The sequence below is a fragment of the Myroides sp. C4067 genome, assembly GCF_038039665.1.
Taxonomy (GTDB): Bacteria; Bacteroidota; Bacteroidia; order Flavobacteriales; family Flavobacteriaceae; genus Flavobacterium; species Flavobacterium odoratimimum.
Genome location: NZ_JBBPHJ010000021.1, coordinates 41504 through 61067, shown reverse-complemented (window position 1 = coordinate 61067; position 19564 = coordinate 41504). Strand labels below are relative to the sequence as shown.

At 33.4% G+C, this 19564-nt stretch carries 16 protein-coding genes; 4 read left to right on the top strand and 12 right to left on the bottom strand.

Annotated elements, in window-relative coordinates; all coding sequences use genetic code 11:
- Nucleotides 1-165 precede the first annotated feature (165 nt).
- Together AABL87_RS13790 and AABL87_RS13785 are read right to left on the bottom strand one after the other, a co-directional pair.
- Entirely contained in the window at nt 166-708 is a 543-nt protein-coding gene (locus tag AABL87_RS13790) for a hypothetical protein (RefSeq protein ID WP_006257173.1), read from the bottom strand.
- A 49-nt stretch (nt 709-757) separates the two neighbouring features.
- The gene (locus AABL87_RS13785; RefSeq protein WP_006257174.1) at nt 758-1753 is read right to left on the bottom strand and encodes an LLM class flavin-dependent oxidoreductase; all 996 of its coding nucleotides are present in this window, start codon (nt 1751-1753) and stop codon (nt 758-760) included.
- A 177-nt stretch (nt 1754-1930) separates the two neighbouring features.
- Here AABL87_RS13785 and AABL87_RS13780 point away from each other — a divergent pair, with 177 nt between their 5' ends.
- Both AABL87_RS13780 and AABL87_RS13775 read left to right on the top strand, forming a co-directional pair.
- Nucleotides 1931-2272: a cupin domain-containing protein gene (locus AABL87_RS13780; protein ID WP_006257175.1), complete on the top strand. Its 342-nt coding sequence runs from the start codon at nt 1931-1933 to the stop codon at nt 2270-2272.
- Between the two features lie 111 nt (nt 2273-2383).
- Nucleotides 2384-3325 (top strand): MBL fold metallo-hydrolase, encoded by a 942-nt coding sequence (locus tag AABL87_RS13775; protein WP_006257176.1) that lies wholly within the window; start codon nt 2384-2386, stop codon nt 3323-3325.
- A 55-nt stretch (nt 3326-3380) separates the two neighbouring features.
- Here the strand turns inward: AABL87_RS13775 and brnQ are convergent, their stop codons facing one another.
- Nucleotides 3381-4706, bottom strand: a complete 1326-nt coding sequence (gene brnQ, locus AABL87_RS13770) for a branched-chain amino acid transport system II carrier protein (RefSeq protein ID WP_006257177.1) — start codon at nt 4704-4706, stop codon at nt 3381-3383.
- A 264-nt stretch (nt 4707-4970) separates the two neighbouring features.
- Here brnQ and AABL87_RS13765 point away from each other — a divergent pair, with 264 nt between their 5' ends.
- Nucleotides 4971-5498, top strand: a complete 528-nt coding sequence (locus AABL87_RS13765) for a GNAT family N-acetyltransferase (protein ID WP_006257178.1) — start codon at nt 4971-4973, stop codon at nt 5496-5498.
- Here AABL87_RS13765 and AABL87_RS13760 read toward each other — a convergent pair.
- Nucleotides 5484-5798 carry a winged helix-turn-helix transcriptional regulator gene (locus AABL87_RS13760; RefSeq protein ID WP_006257179.1) on the bottom strand — a complete coding sequence of 105 codons (315 nt, stop codon included), beginning with the start codon at nt 5796-5798 and terminating at the stop codon, nt 5484-5486. The two genes, AABL87_RS13765 and AABL87_RS13760, sit on opposite strands and share 15 nt — an antisense overlap.
- Nucleotides 5799-6323: 525 nt before the next feature.
- Between AABL87_RS13760 and AABL87_RS13755 the strand changes: the two genes are divergently transcribed.
- Entirely contained in the window at nt 6324-7199 is an 876-nt protein-coding gene (locus tag AABL87_RS13755) for a helix-turn-helix domain-containing protein (RefSeq protein WP_006257180.1), read from the top strand.
- A 223-nt stretch (nt 7200-7422) separates the two neighbouring features.
- On the opposite strand, the gene AABL87_RS13750 is transcribed toward AABL87_RS13755, so the two are convergent.
- From AABL87_RS13750 to AABL87_RS13715, 8 genes are all read right to left on the bottom strand, one after another.
- Nucleotides 7423-7857, bottom strand: coding sequence for an FKBP-type peptidyl-prolyl cis-trans isomerase (locus AABL87_RS13750; RefSeq protein ID WP_006262895.1), 435 nt, complete (start codon nt 7855-7857; stop codon nt 7423-7425).
- A 47-nt stretch (nt 7858-7904) separates the two neighbouring features.
- Nucleotides 7905-9650: a nuclease-related domain-containing DEAD/DEAH box helicase gene (locus AABL87_RS13745; protein ID WP_006257182.1), complete on the bottom strand. Its 1746-nt coding sequence runs from the start codon at nt 9648-9650 to the stop codon at nt 7905-7907.
- Nucleotides 9651-9893: 243 nt separating this feature from the next.
- Entirely contained in the window at nt 9894-11039 is a 1146-nt protein-coding gene (locus AABL87_RS13740; protein ID WP_006257183.1) for a cytochrome-c peroxidase, read from the bottom strand.
- Nucleotides 11040-11067: 28 nt separating this feature from the next.
- A complete protein-coding gene (locus tag AABL87_RS13735; RefSeq protein WP_006257184.1) occupies nt 11068-12597 on the bottom strand; it encodes a DUF6850 family outer membrane beta-barrel protein in 1530 nt (509 codons plus the stop codon).
- Between the two features lie 12 nt (nt 12598-12609).
- Nucleotides 12610-13842 carry a DUF4876 domain-containing protein gene (locus AABL87_RS13730; protein ID WP_341277501.1) on the bottom strand — a complete coding sequence of 411 codons (1233 nt, stop codon included), beginning with the start codon at nt 13840-13842 and terminating at the stop codon, nt 12610-12612.
- A 4-nt stretch (nt 13843-13846) separates the two neighbouring features.
- Nucleotides 13847-16588 (bottom strand): TonB-dependent receptor, encoded by a 2742-nt coding sequence (locus AABL87_RS13725; RefSeq protein WP_058699315.1) that lies wholly within the window; start codon nt 16586-16588, stop codon nt 13847-13849.
- A gap of 305 nt (nt 16589-16893) precedes the next feature.
- Nucleotides 16894-18024 carry a cytochrome-c peroxidase gene (locus AABL87_RS13720; protein ID WP_006257187.1) on the bottom strand — a complete coding sequence of 377 codons (1131 nt, stop codon included), beginning with the start codon at nt 18022-18024 and terminating at the stop codon, nt 16894-16896.
- A 16-nt stretch (nt 18025-18040) separates the two neighbouring features.
- Nucleotides 18041-19558, bottom strand: coding sequence for a DUF6850 family outer membrane beta-barrel protein (locus AABL87_RS13715; protein ID WP_006257188.1), 1518 nt, complete (start codon nt 19556-19558; stop codon nt 18041-18043).
- Nucleotides 19559-19564: the final 6 nt, after the last annotated feature.

The following is a 19564-nucleotide window of genomic DNA, read 5'->3' as shown; positions in this document are numbered from 1 at the left end:
GCACCTCTTTCTTGAAGCAATATTGAAGAGGTCTTGTCGCACTCTTGAAGAGGGGGCTTAAAATATAGTAACAAAAAAGCCCTAGACTATATGATCTAGGGCTGCGGGTAATACATTCTTTAATGAAAAAAGCTCTTACCTACTGACAAGAGCCTTACTCTATAATTATTTCTTTTCTTTAAAGGATTCAAGCATTGAAGTCATCACGCTCTCATATTTCTTCTTTTTAACCATAGTAGTCCAGCTCACTATTTGATAGTATCTATCTTTTCCTTCTATACAAGCTAGTTTATAATGAACGAGAGTCCCATTTAAATCTCCATCATAACTAGTCAAATAAGCAGGTAGTCCATTCACACTAGTCTGTTCTAGTTCTGTATCTTGTTTTAAATTCAAACTAGAAGCGATAGAAGAATTCGCTAATTCAGCATAAACTTTAAAGTTAGGAGCTGGATTGCCATAAACCTCTTCAACAATCTCTTTAAACTCTACCTTATTATCTTCCACTATCACTACATAGAAATCATCCTTTTTGTTTTCCATTTGAAGGACGGCATCTTTATTCAGATTTTTAGCAAGAGAGAGTTCACTAGGAACCTCAATCGTCCCCAAATCACCAATATTTACTTCTTTTGGCACTGTAGACTCACTACAAGAAATCAAAAAGAAAGTAAATAAGCTCATCATTATAACAATACTTCTTATCATCGTTATTCTGTTATTTTAAATATTATAGGATTGTAAAGGAACAAAACTTTTATTTGTTTTTCATAATCTCTGAAAACAATTCAACACTTCTTATGCGTTCCTCTACTCCATAGATCGGAGTAGTGATCATAATCTCATCAACCTCAATCGTATTAAAGAAATCTGTTAAACCGCTTTTTATTCCTTCTTTGTCTCCTATAAAAGAGAAAAATGTTTTTTGCTTTACAATGAACTCTTCATAGTCTGTCCAATTGCCCTCCATAGATTCACAAGGTCTCTGAAGAGGTTTTCTATCATTTCTAATAATTCCTAAAAACATTTTATAAAATGATGTAGCTAGTTGTTCAGCTTTTTCATTCGTATCTGCAACTATTGCATTCACACAAGGCATAAAATAGGGTTTATCTAATTGTGCAGATGGTACAAAATTCTTTCTATAAATATTAGCTGCTTGTAATAAATGATCTGGAGCAAAATGACTTGCAAATGCATACGGCAAACCTAACTCAGCTGCTAAATATGCACTATCTGTACTAGATCCTAGTATCCACATCGGTATATCACATCCTTCTCCAGGAAATGCTCTTACCTTAGCTCCTTCATTTACTTTAAAAAAACGCTTTAGCTCCTCTATCTGTTGTGGGAAAAAATTAGCTGCATGTACGTCATTACGTCTCAAAGCAAGGGCTGTAGCCTGATCGGTACCTGGTGCCCTACCTAATCCAAGATCTATTCTACCTGGATATAACGCCTCCAAGGTTCCAAACTGTTCAGCAATAACTAAAGATGGATGGTTTGGTAACATCACCCCTCCTGAACCTATTCTCAATGTAGATGTCCCTCCTGCCAAATATCCAATCAAAACAGATGTGGCGGAAGAAGCTATATGTGGCATATTATGATGTTCTGCCAACCATAGTCTATTAAAGCCAACTTTTTCAATATGTTGTGCTACTTTTAAAACATTCTGTAAAGTTTCAGTCGTTGTTTTATCCTCACCTATAATCGCAAGATCTAAGAATGAGAATGGTATATTATGATTCATATAAAAATTCAATTAAAATGATATGACACAAGATAACATTAATAAACAGAATGCTATTCGCTGTTATAAAAAATTAACACCATGAGTTATATTAACTTATTAATAAGCTTATAAACAATAATTTATACCAATAAAAAATCGTAAATTTATAACACTAATCATTACTTAAATAATATGATGCACATACAGAACTTATTAGAGCAGATAGAGTATGGTGAGAAGAAACCAGCTATCAAAATACTAGTGGATAACGACTTTTCTAAAGAAATCAGAATTGTATTCAAAAAAGGACAAGAGATGAAAGAACATAAGACATCCTTCCCTATAGTCGTGGAAATCGTAAAAGGAGCGATAACATTCGGGGTGGAAGGAAAGCCTTATGACTTAAAAGAGGGACACTTAATCGCGCTAGAACCTAATATCCCACATGACCTAACAGCTCTAGAGGATAGCATAGTACGACTAACCTTACATAAATCTGATCAGGTCACAAGAGTGATGAATGTCATCAAGGACTAAGTATAGTTATCTTCTACAAGTATTACTACGCCAATACCTGCTAAAATATATTGCTTATTAGATAACAAAGAATCCTTATAAGTACAGTAAATTTGCACAAATCAGAAAAAAATGAAAAAAATAATATCTAGCATACTGTTACTATCAAGTACATTCTGTCTGGCACAAAATCTAGAAATTATCCCATTAGGAGTCTATGGCGGTGGAGATGAAAGCAACTTATCGTCTTATCTTATCGGAGTAGAAAACACAAATAGCTATATCGCTCTAGATGCTGGTACTATACATAGTGGTATCAATAAAGCAATCGAAGAAAAAACATTCTCAGCAGATAATGGTACGATACTACGCGACTATATCAAAGGGTATTTTATATCACATGGGCATCTAGACCATCTATCAGGACTGATTATAAACTCTCCTGAGGATTCTTCTAAGCCTATATATGCGTTACCATTTGTCATTGATATTTTTAAGAATAACTATTTCACTAATGCTTCATGGGCTAACTTCGGTAATGAAGGAGAAAAACCTATACTAGGTAAATACAAATATACAAGAGTAAAACCAGCACAATCCTTCAATATAGAGAACACTTCTCTATCTGCTGAAGTATTTGAACTTAGTCATGTAAATCCACAGTTAAGCTCAGCTATATTAGTAAGAAATAATGATGAGTATGTACTCTACTTCGGAGATACAGGAGCTGATAGAGTAGAGAAAACGACTAAACTTAACTATATCTGGGAGTACATAGCACCTCTAATCATTAATAAGAACCTTAAGACTATATTAATAGAAGTATCTTTTCCAAATAGCCAACCTGAAGATAAACTATTCGGACACTTAACACCCAAACTGTTAAATGAGGAATTAGGTAATCTAGCAAATCATGTAGGTAAAGAAAACTTAAAAGATTTAAATATAGTTATTACACATCTAAAACCTAGTGGGACAGCTATAAATACTATCAAAGAAGAATTAGCTAATCAAAACGAATTTAAAATCAACTATATCTTCCCTGTACAAGGGCAAAAAATAAAGTTACAATAACCAAAAAAGCCGTCTGCGTAGACGGCTTTTTTGGTTATATACTATATCCTTATCATTAATTTGATTTTTGTTTAAAGAACATCTTGTCTACAATAAACACAAGAAAGAATGCTACTAACGATGGAATCAACCAAGGTACGTCATAACTACTCAATGGCAATGACTTAATAAATTCTGCAGATGACTGAGAATACTCTATAAAGTCATATTTAAAAGCAATAAAAGAGCTAAACTGAATCAATGCTACAACTGTAGTAGTTAAGATTGCTCCAACGAAAGGAGCTTTTCTAGTCACAGATTTACCAAAAGCCACCATATAAATGATCAATGTCAATGTAATAGGATATATGATTCCTAAAAATGGGGCTGCATAATCAATAATACTATCCACTCCTTTGACTGCTAATACTGCAGAAGAAATACAAGTAACTACAACCACAAACTGATAACTAAGTTTTCCTTTCGTTAATTGGCTGAAGAAGGTACCAGTAGCACACACTAACGCAATCGCAGTGGTCAAACAAGCTAAAGCTATACATAATGATAATGCCAGAGTCCCTTGACTACCTAATACTCCATTAGAGATATGCAACAATAACTCTGTTCTCTTTAAATCATCTGTAATAGGGTAACCTGAGGTTGCTCCTAAGTATACTAATCCACCATATATGAATAATAAACATGAGATAGCAACAACACCTGACATATAAGTAACCTTTGTTTTCTCTTTAGAACTCACATAGCCAGCAGCCTTCACTGCAGAGATGATAATACCAGCATAAATCACTGATGCTAATACATCCATAGTCTGATATCCCTCAGCAAATCCAAGTCTAAATGGATCTGGATAAGAAGTATTAACTAACTTAGAAGTATCTAAAGGATTGACTATACCAATCACTACCATCGCTACCAAAAGAACTAACAACATAGGTGTCAAATACTTACCTATAATATTAACTACCTTAGACGGAGATATCGAAAGTAACAACGTAATCCCAAAGAAAATAACAGAAGACCATACTGCACTAAAATCAGGAAAGACAGATAATACCCCTATCTCAAAGGTTGTTGCTGCTGTACGAGGAATAGCAACCAATGGTCCTATACTAAGAATAATAGCTGTAGCTAATACCCATCCTAATGTACTATTGATCCGTTTACCTAAGTCTGTAAATTCGTCTCCAGAAATCAATACAGCAACAATTCCTAAAAAGGGTGCTAGTATTGCGGTGATAGAAAACCCTGTAACAGCCGAGGTCCAAGAACCTTCTGTAAACAATCCAATAATAGGAGGCAAAATTATATTTCCAGCACCAAAAAACATGGCAAACAATGCAAAACCAATAGTTACTGCATCAAAGATGGATTTTTTATTCATTCATTAAATTTTAGGTAGTTAACATTTGTTTTATTCTATAGTAAAATCAGTAAAATTTCTTAAAATTTGTACTTAAAAATAACATTCAATATCTTTAGTTTTACTTAAGAGGAGCACAATATATAAAATAATAATCGGCTTAGATATATACATACCAATATTTTACACCATATTCATTTAGATTCAGTGATAATTTAACACCTTCTAGAATATGTTAAAAAAAACAACACCAATAACCGAATTAGAAACAAAAAAAACTAAAAAATGATTCTTTTTACTACCAATAACTTAAAAATAGAAACAATTCAATTAGGAGAAGACTTAAATGACCTATTAAAGATTCATAACTGTCCTGACACAATGAAATGGATTCCATCTAGGGCAAATCACTGGGATTCTGATGCTTTAAGAAATAAATATGCAAAAAACGATCTCCTCTATTCTCAAGGATTAGGAATCTATAAAATTTCTTTAACTCATAACTCACGAACTAATATAATAGGAGAAATACTCCTCCTTAAATACACAGACCAAGAAGAAAAAATAGAGATAGGGTACATTATATATAAGGATTATTGGCAAAAAGGTTATGGTACAGAATTACTACATGGTATAGAACTCTTCATTCAACAAAAATATGCTTCGAAAATCCTTATCGCGCAACTCTATGAGAGTAATATATCCTCACGTAAGCTATTAGAAAAAATGAATTATTCACTTATAGATAGACAAGAACTGGATAACAACACCTACAAGTTACTCTACCAGAAAGAAATCTTATCTACTCTGTAGGGCATGATACAAATTATCAAATACTGGTATCACTAGTCTAGCTCTCTCTGTAAGAGAGTACTCAATATGCAATGGCTTTTGATTAATTATACTCTTAATTAAGAAGCCATCCTCTTCCAACTCTTTTAAAGCTACAGAGACAGATTGTTTATTAGCACCTTCTAATAAACGCATATAATCTCTAAACCTCCTAGGCTGCTCTTCTGTAATATGAATGATATGAACTTTCCATTTGCCACCAAGCGTTTTTATTAGTTCTTCTGCTGGGCACTTAGTAGTTTTCTCATCGTTGTTAACCATAATTCATATTTATTTAGTTACAAAGCTACACAATTCCCTTTATAATGGAAAAACTAGTGTAATTGATATTCTTTTAATACTACAGAATATTAAAATATAACATCACTTCCAACAATTTCTCATTTCAGACTAAGCAAATGGTCAAAAAAGTCTCATTTTTTGCTTTATTATTTTATCATATAAATTACAAAATAATATGTTTCAAATATTAAATTATAATCAATCATATGTAATAAATCGTAAAAATAAAATACTCATATATATAAATCAAATGAATAAATAACAATTTTAAAACACAATAAATATAATAATCAATTCATTTTAAGTAAAAAAGACAATAAAAAACACTTTTTACACAACATTGATATATTTCATATTATTAATTTTACACTAACAAAACATCAACATATTATTAACATAAAATTTAAATATGATTAGCCATTTAAAAAACACGACTTAGTATAAACCTAATACACAAAACTCACACTCCCCAACCGAGTTTGCGTATTAAAAATCACCTACATCATGACAAGCACAGCATCAAAGATCGTAATTCCAACTAAAATAGTGGAATTTAAGAATCCACCTAAAGATGATTTTATCATTTTTCAACAAGGGGACGAAACAAAGAAAATATCTCCATATAACAAAAGGAGTTATTACAAACTTTCTTATTTAAAATCAAAGAGTAAATTCTTTGATGGAAATAAAGTGATTGAGTTAGAAGGTCCATCATTATTCTTTTCTAACCCGGTATCTCATTATACATTCGAACCAGTATCAGAAAAACCGGAAGGATACTACTGTTTATTTAACAGCAGCTTCTTAGGCTATAAAAGTCACTTATTAAAAAGCATTCTTGCCCACTTACACGAGAATCCTATTTACCTTTTAACGCCACAACAAGATGAGTTTATTTCTTATGTATTTAAGAGAATTGAAGAAGAAAACAATCAAAAGTATGCGCAGAAATACGAATTAATGCGTAACTATATTGAAATCATAATACATCAAAGCAATAAACTAAATGCTACTTATACTGTAGACCAGAGTGTAAATGCACCACAAAGATTGTGTTCAAAATTCTTAGAATTATTAGAAAAGCAATTTCCGATTGAAAAAACAAATACAGTAATCAAATTGAAAACGCCTAATGATTTTGCAAAAGTGCTGAATGTACACGTAAATCATCTCAATCATACTTTAAAGAAAACAATAGGAAAATGTACTAGTGACTGTATCCAAGAGAGACTATTAATAGAGTCACAAAAATTACTAAAGTCTAAACCATGGAGTGTAGCTGAAATAGGCTATTGTTTAGGATTTGAATACCCAACGTATTTTTCTAGCTTTTTTAAGAAATATACTTTACTTACTCCTAATCAATATCGCAAAAATTAAATAATGATACAAAGATGTTTGAATTGTTTTACAATCAATTGAATAACTCAACTTAACTTTGTGGAAGAACATAGAAAACAACTTTACTAAAAATTACAATTGCAGAAAACTGCAAAAACACATTGCTTATCTTCAAGCTAAAAAAATGAAGAATAGTAGCCCTAAATCTTTTTTATTGTTAAAAAAGCCACCTTTTAGAAGGTGGCTTTTTGTTTTGTCACTATTAAAGTTTATTTACTAATTCTACTTCAAATACAAGAGTGCTATAGGGACCAATCTCTTTACTAATATGCTCTTCTCTATAAGCGTATTCTGGAGGTGTGACCATTCTAAACTTAGTGCCTATTGGCAATAATGGAACAACCTGTTGATAGGCTAGAATTAATTTGCTCAGGTTGAAAGAAGCGGTCTTCCCTCTAGCAATAGAACTATCAAAAACTTCTCCATTGATATTAGTACCATGATAATGACATTCTATGCGATCAGAAAGTTCTACTTTGTCCCCTTCACCTAATGCTATAATCTCATAAGCTACACCTGAGGGCAATAAGATCACTCCGTCCTTCTTTACATATTCTTCTAAATACTTAGCTCCTTCTTCTTTATTCTTCTGTTCTAACTGCTCTTTCCTTTTTTTTAATAACTCTGCGACACTCATAAGTATTACTCTATTTTAAACTTACCTGCAAAAATAATAGATAATTTCTATCCTTCATGCTCTTTATAAGTATGTAATTGCCAAATACTAAGGTTATCCATAGCACGTGTACATCCCACATACCATTCATAAGGAGTTAGTTTATTCGGTTTATCCACTACAAGAATAACATTCTTACGTTCTAATCCTTTAAACTTAACTGCTGTAGTATACTGGAGTTTCTTAGGCTTTAATGTAAGATTCTCAACTGTAAGCTCCTCCATTCCTAATTCTAGAATTAAATCAGCAACGTTATTACGTCTCTGCCACACTTTACTTTGTACCAACACAATTACATCCTCAGCGTTTAATGAAGAACTAGGGTCATTAATACTGCGTATCACTTCTTCCATTGCTTCTTTAATCGTCACTTGGTCATAGAATGAACGCAATTCAATTTCATCATACTCTTTCTGATGCACACTCACCTCATCCCAATCATCAGGATGCGTTTGAATATGTTCTGAAATCTGACGAATCTGTGACTTCTGTGCACTTCGTCGTATTTTGTGTAATTTAAAATGAGTAAAATACTCTTTCAAGAAATAAGCATAATCAGAAACATCACGTCCAAAAAGAGAGAAGCTTTGGTCTAGATCATAAAGAAGCATAATATTCCCTTGTTTCATTCCATTATGATTACCACATAACTTATGCATCATTAAGTGAAGATTACGATCAAACAAATCTTGTGCTTCGTCTACAATCATATAATCATAATTAGGAAGCTTATCTATTTCTTCTAAATGAGTAATCGTCTTTCTAATATAGTCTGCAAATTTCTCTGGTTCTATATATAAAAGATCACGCTCAGTAACACCAGGTAAATACTTCATCACAAACTGTGTGAATGTAATGCAGTCTATACGAACATTACTCGCCTTAAACCTCTGTGCATTATAAGCACATAACAAAGAGTTCCAGCACAAATAAATACCGTGTCTTCCCACCTGCATCTCACTATACGCCATCGCCATAGTAGTCTTACCTGTACCTGGCGCTCCTTCTATCATTAAACGCGGGTTTTCAGAAAGAGAGTACAGTATCTCTAAGTTTCGTTCTTTTAGCCATTCTAACGAATTTCTAGATTGGAAGACATTGGTATCCTGAATCATTGGACTGAATGTATTCACAATATTATCCAATTCTGCTTTCGATAGATTATTAAATCTAATAGGGTGTGTATTCTCTAATTTCTGCTTAGAATAATCATAGATATGTAATAGAAATTTCTCTATATTCTTATATCTATTGCGTCGAGTGTAGTCACTAAATATAAGATTCTTATCATAAATAGTATTCTCAATAGCAATTTTAGTAGTTGGAAAGGCCACTGCTTCACAGAATAATATATGCTTAAAGCTAGGGAACACTTTATTCATCAAAGTGTATTTATATCCCTTCACTTGTTCAAAAGGGTTTTGGTTTAGCCACTTCTTACGCTTACCATCCTTAAAACAGAAACGTCCTTGGTCAACAAAAATATTCCCCCCTTTTACTTCTAAGACAATAATTCCAAATTTAGAAACAATGATAAAGTCAAGCTCAGCGTCCGCTTTAGCCCTTTTTATCTTAGAGTTATCATGAAAAGGAAGTTTCATACTATACCATACATACCAATCATGAGGGCTTTTAGACAGGGATTCTACAATATCTCCATATATTAAAAACTCTCCATAAGGAACCTTGTTCCCATTTATAAAAAGTTGCTCGAGCTCATCTAGAGGGTACTCCGGATAAATCTTTAAAGCCATGACTCTACATTTTTTTGATGAACATCTAAATTACGCCTTTTACCTCAACTCTACTCTATATTCTACAATTAAAAAAGGATAAACTAAAAATAGCTTATCCTTCTATAACATTTACATTTAAATTATGAAAAACTCCCTCTTCATCTTCATTATTCTATTGCAAAAATAGACCTAGAGAATGTCATAAGATATCATTCAAAAAATAAACGACTATTTATTTCTAAATAGTCGTTTATAAATATATTATTCTGTTGGAAACTCAGGTCTTCTCATCTTAAATCTACTTCCTGATAGAGATTCTAAGAATGCTACTATCGCTTTTGTTTCTTCTTTCGTTAACTCTAAAGGTTTCATTAAAGGATCTGTTACAGGATATAAAGGATCTTTCGCTTTTTGTTCTGCTGTAGGATCTATCATGTGCATACCACTATTATACATATTTACGATTCCTTCTAGATCGTCAAATAATCCATTATGCATCCAAGGTCTAGTGTTTAAAAGATCTCTTAAACCAGGAGTTTTAAACTTCCCTACATCATTAGGATCTTTCGTTACTTCATATCTACCTAGATCTTCAAACTTGCGTTTATAGTAAGTCAATCCAATATTGTGAAAAGACTCATCTGTCAAGTACTGCCCATGATGACAATTCATACATCTCCCTTTCGTTCTAAACAAATGCATACCATAAATTTCTTGGTCATTAAGCGCTTTATATTTACCGTCTATAAAAGCATCTACTCGGCTAGGCTGACTCTTAATTGTCTTTTGAAACGTAGCTATAGCACCTACAATACGGTCATAGGTAATCTTCTCATCACCGAAAGCTTCTTTAAAATAAGGTTTATACCCTTGTACTTTACTCAATTTGGCGGGTAAATCTACTACGTCCATTGCCATTTCGTTATGAGCAGATAATGGTCCATTAGCCTGTTCTTCTAAACTATTAGCTCTACCGTCCCAAAAATAAGAAGTACGCTCTGCAGTATTATATAACGAAGGGGTATTACGTGCTCCTTTTAAGTGATCATGTCCAAGTCCCACCATACGTCTATCTGTCCATCCTAATTCAGGATCATGACATGAACTACACGATATCTGATTAGACTTTGACAATTTAGGATCAAAGAATAACATACGACCTAAAATTACTTCAGGTTTCGCTTGTTCTGTAAAATAGTCGTTATCACGTTTAATACTTCCCATCTCACTCCATTCCACACCTTCATCTATAGTTGGTGCCGGCCATTGTGAAATAGGCTGCTTATAGCTTTCTATTATTTTTTGATACTCAGGGTTGTCGCTTCCTAAGAATCCTACAAACTTTGGACTAAAACTAAATAATCCAAAAGCTAAGAATCCAGATAATAAAATAACTACCTTTTTCATTGTTTATTTGTTGTTAGTTAATAACTGCTTAGAAAATAACTCCTAGAGACATTCCTATATAGTTATTTGTTTTGTTTATATTATACTTTGTCTGTTCATACTGAATCTGAGCAAACATGGCTGGTATATTACTAACCTTCACATCATATCTGGCTGTAATACCATAAGTCTGATAATTAGCAGTCTGAATCGCTAAATCATGTTGTACCCATTCTGTCATAGCAGGGCTCTTATACGATGTTACCAAATTCACAGTATCCTCCTTAAGATTACGCACTCTAAAATAAGGGCTTACTGTTATGATATTAGATTGATTCAATTGTCGCATATAATCAACTTCTAATCCATAATGTAAATATGTGAATCGCTGTCTAGCCTGAGTATCTCTTCTCTTTTCTTCTGTCTGTTCTACTGTGAAAGAAGGTGAAACTACTAATCTACTAACATCTGTACTATATTGATAAAATAAAGACGTATACACATCACTTCTTACAAACTTATACAGATCTTGCTCTCCTATCTTTCTCTCTAACTTTTCTGTTTTAGAATAAAAAGACTCAATTCCTCTTGATTCACTTAGTAAGTAATTAACTTTTGCTCCTAAACGATGTTCATCTAGATCAATATATTTAATTCCTCCTATTGTATATTTTTTAGTTTTAAGTACAGACATTTCTTTTGAAGGACTACTTCCAAAGTTCTTCTCAATATCAAACTGCCCAAACGAACCTTGTATCAAAAAGTCCTTACCTTTATTCTTAGCTATAGTTCCTCCTACCTCATATCCTGTTCCCTCATAAATCATCTTCATATCTACAGCAGAACTAAAGTAATAATTATAAGCTCCTAAACCTGTCAGGTGATACGCTATGGGCTTCCCTAATAGACTGACAAACTTAATTGTACTATTCTGAGTATATTTATTCCAATTTGCATACACTCCTAATTCGTAGTCCTTATAAACATTATAGTTTACTCCAATGCGCAAATTTAAATCTGAAGAGGTATTCTTAGGTCTTGGATCTATTTCTCTATAACCACTTTTGGCCTGATAACTAACTTCTCCTCCTACTGTCCACTTATCAAATTGTCTAGCCATCCCCCCTGCAAACTGATAAATTTCTTGCTTCATGGTACCTCCTATAGAATCACCTAACACATAAGGTCCTAGGATATGTCTGTCAAGATTCTCATTCCACTTCATATTCTTTTGCTTCTGAGTATTATAAGAAGCGCTTCCCCATAGGACAGTATTATTCTTTAATCGTTGATAAGAAGAGGTATTAACCTTAAAGGCATCTAAGCCATCTCCATCCTGTACCAAATAAGCATCCTTACTGTCTGATAGATAATTCAGACTTAATTCAGAAAAAGACAAAGGACTATACGATGTCATGAAAGCACGATTAGCAAAAAAGTCTTGTCCGAATACGATATTCATATCCCGTTGAGCTAGTCTACTTTCGTATAAATTAGAATCTGTTCTATCCTGAGCTTGAACCTCAACACAAAATAATACACTAATTATCGCAACTATATTTATATATGTATTTTTCAATGTACTCTTATTTTATTTATGATGTATTCCGTCTTTTAGAGACATCTCTGACTGAGGAACAAAATCAACTGAAGAATTATTAGTATCCTTATACACATTGCGACCTTGCTCATTAGGTCCTAAGACTTTTCTTCTGATAGTCTTTCCATAACGCGCTTTATCAGATTCTGATGTTGCACAGTATGAATAGCCGCTATCTAAAGAAGGAGCAGTCACTAGACGTTCAAACTTATCAGGAATACTTCCATTAACAGCATCAATAACCCACGTATTAGGCATTTTATATCTGCTGAACTTCTGTTCTTTCCCTGCAGCTGTCAAATAACTATAATCAAACTTATAATTGGCTAACCAAGTATCTGCATTCTCTCCTTCAGGAAAACGAGCTACGATATATCCTGTCTGTCCACGGTCATGCATAGCGAACATACTAAAGTTTAACTTCGTATAGATCATCATCACATTAGGTACATTAGGATTATCTGGTTGTACATTCTTAGGGTTTTCAGTAATAGGAAATTCAAAATCAGCATTAGATAAATCAGCCCCTGGTACATTGGCTAAGTTATGATTCTGAGCATTATCTGCTATTACAATAAAGTCTCCTGGCTCTACTGGGTACTGTGTACCGTTACCTGGTAACATCATTACAGATTGTAAAACGAAAGCTTCGTTTAATACATCTGGTGTTTCTTTGTTATCTCTAGTCGTCAAAAACTCAGATTGAGCGATCAATAATCCATCTGCATAAAGTACTCTATCAGTATTATTAACTAGTTTAAAGTATTTACCTGTTTGGTATGCTTTTAATTCTGTCGTTTGTAATCCAGCAAAGAATATTTCTTCAAAGATAAAGTCATCGTTAAGTTGTTTGACAAATAAATTAATTGTCATATTTACTATCTGATCTGTCACATCTAGCATTTCGCTTTTACTTCCTAGTCCTACTTCTTCTTTATCTTCTAATACACCTATTCCTTCTGCTGACATTCTATAAGCCCCCACAGGTAGAGCTACAGAGAAATAAGGAGAACCTACTGCTTTCTCCACTATTCTTAAACCTGTATTAACTTCAACAAACTCTACTTCTAATTCTTTTATTTCTTTAATACCTTCTACTTTAAATGCCATAGAAACAGTCGAATTCTGATTACTTCCAAGCGCATTATCATCTGTCAAACACGAGCTCATTAACAAGCTCATTGTCATCATCAATCCGTATAAAAATATATGCTTTAATCTCATTATCTTAAATATTGAAGTTTATTTCCATTCCAAAGTAAGGTCCGCTATCATCTTTTCTATTTACATTCACTCCATTATATGTATATGAAGAATAGTGTGTGAATAATCGATTAACGAACATCGATGCCTTTACTGATTTATATATTCTCTTTGATATTTTAAAATTAGCATTAAATGTAAATGGTCTTCTCTCCTCCATACCATCTGTCTTAGAAACAGGTCTAACTAGATGTTGTAGTAATGGATCATTTGCACTTTCTTCCGTATAAGGATGAACTACATTATCTATTCCCATATATGCATAAGGAGCAGCAACTCTATTTAGATTTAGGTTTCTTCTAAACACATCTCCCTGTAAAGAGGCAGATATATTCATATCTAAGCTAGGCAAATAAGTATCTACAACCACATTGTACACTAGAGATGATCTTCTATTCCCATTGTCATCTGCATAAATACCTGTGTATAAATACTGTTGTCCATTTACAGAGATACCCGGTCTCCAAAGAATAGAAGCGCTATTAGAATATGTCGTTTTAAACCATGCTCCATTTAAAGTAATACGAGTATTAATCCCTTCAAAACGAGGTGAAGAATATCCAAACTCTATTCCTTCTTTTAATGTTGAGCTTCCATTTTCAGTATGTGTATACTGCATCATGTCCTGTCTGTATGAATATGGCGATTGATCTAAATCTGGCTTGCCTAACTCATCATTCCACACTATATCTTTAGACTCGTATCGCTTATACTCAAACCCCATAAACTGAGTCATATCTCTAAACCCTGTTGTCATCTTCTCATCGAAGTAAGTGATATAAAACTTGTGTTTTTTATATTCTAAATCTAAACGAATCTCTTTCTTCGTATTCTTCGCGCCTATCAAACTATGGTTAGCCAAAGGCATTCTGTAAGTATAGAACTGTGCGTATGCATTATCTGTCTTAGGATCTAGGTAACTTACTTGCACCATATCGAAGTAACGATCTTGTGGATATAGAAGAGCTAAAGTAGGTTGTTTATACAGTTCTCCATATCCTACTGTAATATCAGTCTTTAGATATTCCTGTCCCATCTTTAGCTTAGGAAGTCCCCATTGGAAGTTGACACGTGGCTCTGCAAATACCCTATCACTAATGCTAAACTCTTTTCCAACACCTAATAATTTAGACATTCTAACTCCTGCATATAATTGTAAGTGATGTTGACCTAAGTCATATTCCATACGATCACCTATATAAGCAGCTAATATCTGAGAAGCTGGTACTTCGTTAAAAGGACGAGGACGTTTCATAGTCCCTACAGAAGGAGGTAATAAAGGATCGAATAACTCTCCTCTACCGTTGTTCTTTGAGTATCTAAAGTCCATCCCTACTTCTCCATGATGTTTAATCCCAAAAGTAGAAAAACCTAATTCTGACTGTAACTTTGTGTTGATATTTAAAGGACGGCCTTCTGTCTTAGATGTTGCTATGTATGATGTTGGTAAAAATACACCTTCGTTTTCTCCTGTTTCATTTCCAACAGGAATAGCTACACGTCCATTCTGCTGTATAAAGATAGTCTCCTTAATATCTTCTATTCCTTGAGATACATAAGCATTCAAGGTTATATTCTTGAATAAAGCTTCTTTGCCAAAGTCAAGTTTTAGATTGTTACCTAATGAAAAGTACTGCTTTTTATTCTTATAACTATCTGTTCTATCATAACCTGTATCTGGATCAAACTTATCGTTATCAACAGTACCACTATAATCAAAATTTGCTTTCCAACTCAGATCATATCCTCCTACTACAAATGTTCTATCTGATCTCAATGATGATGATACTCTCTTATAGTTCTGAAGGACATCTGTAGGATCGTTCTTAGCATCCAAGAAATCTACACTTGCATTCAGTTTCCATCCTGTCTTAGTATCTATTCCTTTCCCTACATAATACAGTTTGCTAAAACCATCTACTTTAAAACGAGCTTGTAGTGGTGTATACCCTATCTTTCTATTTATCTTAATCAGACCTGAACTCAAATCTCCATAGGCAGCCGTAGGTATACCGCGAATAACCTCAACACTTTCGATATCATTAGTTGCCAAACTACGCATATCCACTCCTATATGAGAAGTCTTAGCTCCTCCTACAGATACCTGCATATCCGCATTAGTATTAATAATATTATCATCTACCATAAACTGTACCCCTAGAGCTCCAGTAGCGTATTTCTCTCCTGGATTATTCTCTCTAATTAAAGCAGCATTTGCTACCGTAAGTTTAGGATCCTTTGCTTGCCCTCCTGGTAATAATTCCATTAAATCAGCAAAGCTTGATGGTTGTAAATGCTCCATCGCTTGACGATTAATCACAGAAGTAGAAGTAAGCCCTTTACTCTCTGTAGCAGTAATGACCATTTCTTCTAATATATTAGAAGTAGCTGTCAATGTAATAGGTAATGTCTGACTTTGAAGTAAATTAACTACAGTAGAAGAACTTCCATAACCAATATGAAAGACCTCAACAGTATAAGTATCAGCTTTCAAATCAAAAATAGCAATACCTTGATCATCACTAACTTTTAACTGTGACTCTTTTGTTCCAGTTACCTGAATACTAGCATTATTAATATTTTTATTTTGAGCATCTTGCAATACGATCTTCAATTGCAACTTAGAAGATTGTGCAAAAACAGAAGAACAGAACAAGACTGTGAAAGTAACAAGTAGAACTTGAATAACTTGATATAAGCGTGTCATTGAATAACTTAATTAATCGGATGCCAAAAGTAGTCAACAAAACCTATATCTTCCAAGTTATTTAGACTTGATTCAAATTAATTCTATATATCTATTTAAGAATGAATGTAAATAAGTTTAAATCTTTATTTTATACAATAATTAAACACAATCATCAAATAAAACATAATATTACATACAATTCATCAGCACATTATAAGTTACTTCGATATAAATAGTATACTTTATACTACTAATAATATAAAAAGGCTTCTTTAGAACTAACTCTAAAGAAGCCTTTTACATTTAATTAAAGTAAATAAGCGTTACTTCGTTGGAAATATAGGACGTTCCATTTTATAGTAACTTCCTGACATTGATTCTAAAAATGCTACAATAGCTTTTATTTCTTTTTCATTTAATTTTAATGGTTTCATCAGTGGATCTGTTAGAGGAAAGAGCGGATCTAATGCTTTCTCTTCCTCTGTAGGATCTATCATGTGCATCCCACTATTATACAGATTCACTATTCCTTCTAAGTCATCCATTAACCCATTATGCATCCATGGCTTAGTCACTAATAGGTCTCTTAAAGAAGGAGTTTTAAATTTCCCTACATCTTCTGCTTTTTTGGTATGTAAGTACAGTCCTAAATCTTCGTACTCTCTCTTATAATATGTCAACCCTATATTGTGAAAAGACTCATCAGTAAGATATTTCCCATGATGACAATTCATACATCCTGCCTTAGTTCTAAATAAGTGCATTCCATATATCTCTTGTTCTGTTAGGTACTGATACTCCCCTTGTATAAACTTATCGAAACGACTAGGCTGACTTTTGATTGTCTTTTGAAAAGTAGCTATTGCACCCACTATTCTTTCATAAGTCACTTTATCATCTCCGTAAGTTTCTTTAAACAAGGGGTTGTACTCTTTATACTTGCTTAACTTCGCAGGTAGTGATTTGACATCCATATCCATTTCGTGATGAGCAGATAAAGGTCCCATCGCTTGCTCTTCTAACGTTAATGCTCTACCATCCCAAAAGAAAGAACTACGCTCAGCAATATTGTATAAAGAAGGAGTATTCCTAGCTCCTAATAAATGATCATTCCCCAGTGATACCTGTCTATGGTCTGTCCATCCCATTTCAGGATCGTGACAAGAGCTACAAGATATCTGATTAGACTTTGATAACTTAGGGTCAAAGAACAGTGCCTTACCTAATACCACTTCTGGCAAATCTTGTGTCTCATAGTATAATGTATCTACCTCTATTGCCCCAAACTCTTTCCATTCTACACTCTTATCTATTATCGGACTAGGCCAATAGCTTATAGGTCTTTTATATTGATCCGTAATCTCTGTGTATTCAGAAACTGATCTTACTTCGAAATTAGTGTATCCTATGAATAGTAATACCGCCCCAATAATAACACCTACCTTTTTTTTCATCTATCTTCTCTCTCTTTTAAAACGTAATCCCTAAACTCATCATCACACTACTGTTGTTTTGAAACTGCTTATAGTTTTGGAAATAATACTCTCCACCTACAAATACATCTATTACTTTCGGCAAAGCAAAATCATAACGAACCTTAAAGCTTCCTTCCCAATACTCTGCTATCTGAACAGCATAATTATTCAACAGCATTTGATTTATAGCATTGCTATTTCCATAATTAAAAGCAGCCTTTTCTTTAGCAGTTTGTCTTACCTTCCAATTAGACGCTACTGTCAATAGACTTCTATCTTTAAATGTGTACATCCATTGTAAATCTGCCCCTATATAGGTATACTGAATATCTGTTTTAGAATAAGGTTTTTTATAGCGTTCTACCTCTTGAGTTATTCCTATATAAGGTAAGATACTATACACACTATTTAAAGTTTCATACTTAAATACTCCACTTAATCTAAGATTCTTATTCTCGTATTTATATTGTTCTTCTTGTCCTATCTTTAAATAGTTTGTAGCACTCACATTGACAAACAAATTCTCTGTACCCTTTCTCGTCTTCATGTTCCCATCTAAGCGAACACCTAACTGAGTAGCCTGTATATCAAATAACTTCCCTACAGAGAAGAAATGTTCTATATCTTTAACTTTAGAAGCTTGCAAATCATCAAAATCAGACAATAACTTCTCAAAGCTAAACATATTCATTCCTACTGTAGCAAACCACTTCTTCTGATAAGTATCATATACTTGTAGAGAACCGCCATACCTCCAACCATCATAATAAGCCTCTCTTCTTTTTCCTTTCAATAGATTATTGAAGTTTCCCATTCCACTCATCTCATATATCACAGGAAATCCAGTAGGACTATAAAAGTCCATCTTGTGTTTCTGTGTATATTTCTCTATTGAGGTATTTACCCCTATAGTAAAGAGCTCCTCAAATACTCTACTCACCCCTATATTCCCTCCTAATCGAGCAGAGAGATTCTTAGGTCTAGGATCTATATTACGGTATTCCATCTTCGCTTTATAAAAACCAGAGATACCGATATTGTACTTTCCTAATCGTTGGGCATAACCACCAGCGATATGATAATCTTCATACTTAATATCTCCTCCTACGCTATCAGCTACCACATACGGAAATATTAAGTCGTAATCTGCACTCTCATTCCACATTACATCTCTACGCTTACCCTGTTGATAAGTAGCACTGCCCCACACAGCACTATGCTTATCTAATTTATGGTAAGCATTCGCTTGAAAAGACAAATCATCTCTGTTTTTGCCCTCTTGAGCTAAAGTTGTTTCATTCTTACTATTCTGCTTTGCGATTTCGAAAGAAGTTAAACTGTACTTTCTATAGTCTAAATAGTGAGATGGATTGACATAAATAGGTTCTTCAAAATGACGTATTACATCTTGCTTCTCCTTTACTTTTATTGCCAATGAATCTGACTGCTGTCCATATCCCCATACAGTACTCAACAATGACAACAGACATAACCCAAAATGAAAGTGCTTCATACTACA

Excerpts from the sequence above, each read along its gene's own strand:
- AABL87_RS13790 (WP_006257173.1), bottom strand. The coding sequence starts at position 708 with ATGATAAGAAGTATTGTTATAATGATGAGCTTATTTACTTTCTTTTTG.
- AABL87_RS13785 (WP_006257174.1), bottom strand. The coding sequence starts at position 1,753 with ATGAATCATAATATACCATTCTCATTCTTAGATCTTGCGATTATAGGT.
- AABL87_RS13780 (WP_006257175.1), top strand. The coding sequence starts at position 1,931 with ATGCACATACAGAACTTATTAGAGCAGATAGAGTATGGTGAGAAGAAA.
- AABL87_RS13775 (WP_006257176.1), top strand. The coding sequence starts at position 2,384 with ATGAAAAAAATAATATCTAGCATACTGTTACTATCAAGTACATTCTGT.
- brnQ (WP_006257177.1), bottom strand. The coding sequence starts at position 4,706 with ATGAATAAAAAATCCATCTTTGATGCAGTAACTATTGGTTTTGCATTG.
- AABL87_RS13765 (WP_006257178.1), top strand. The coding sequence starts at position 4,971 with ATGATTCTTTTTACTACCAATAACTTAAAAATAGAAACAATTCAATTA.
- AABL87_RS13760 (WP_006257179.1), bottom strand. The coding sequence starts at position 5,798 with ATGGTTAACAACGATGAGAAAACTACTAAGTGCCCAGCAGAAGAACTA.
- AABL87_RS13755 (WP_006257180.1), top strand. The coding sequence starts at position 6,324 with ATGACAAGCACAGCATCAAAGATCGTAATTCCAACTAAAATAGTGGAA.
- AABL87_RS13750 (WP_006262895.1), bottom strand. The coding sequence starts at position 7,857 with ATGAGTGTCGCAGAGTTATTAAAAAAAAGGAAAGAGCAGTTAGAACAG.
- AABL87_RS13745 (WP_006257182.1), bottom strand. The coding sequence starts at position 9,650 with ATGGCTTTAAAGATTTATCCGGAGTACCCTCTAGATGAGCTCGAGCAA.
- AABL87_RS13740 (WP_006257183.1), bottom strand. The coding sequence starts at position 11,039 with ATGAAAAAGGTAGTTATTTTATTATCTGGATTCTTAGCTTTTGGATTA.
- AABL87_RS13730 (WP_341277501.1), bottom strand. The coding sequence starts at position 13,842 with ATGAGATTAAAGCATATATTTTTATACGGATTGATGATGACAATGAGC.
- AABL87_RS13725 (WP_058699315.1), bottom strand. The coding sequence starts at position 16,588 with ATGACACGCTTATATCAAGTTATTCAAGTTCTACTTGTTACTTTCACA.
- AABL87_RS13720 (WP_006257187.1), bottom strand. The coding sequence starts at position 18,024 with ATGAAAAAAAAGGTAGGTGTTATTATTGGGGCGGTATTACTATTCATA.
- AABL87_RS13715 (WP_006257188.1), bottom strand. The coding sequence starts at position 19,558 with ATGAAGCACTTTCATTTTGGGTTATGTCTGTTGTCATTGTTGAGTACT.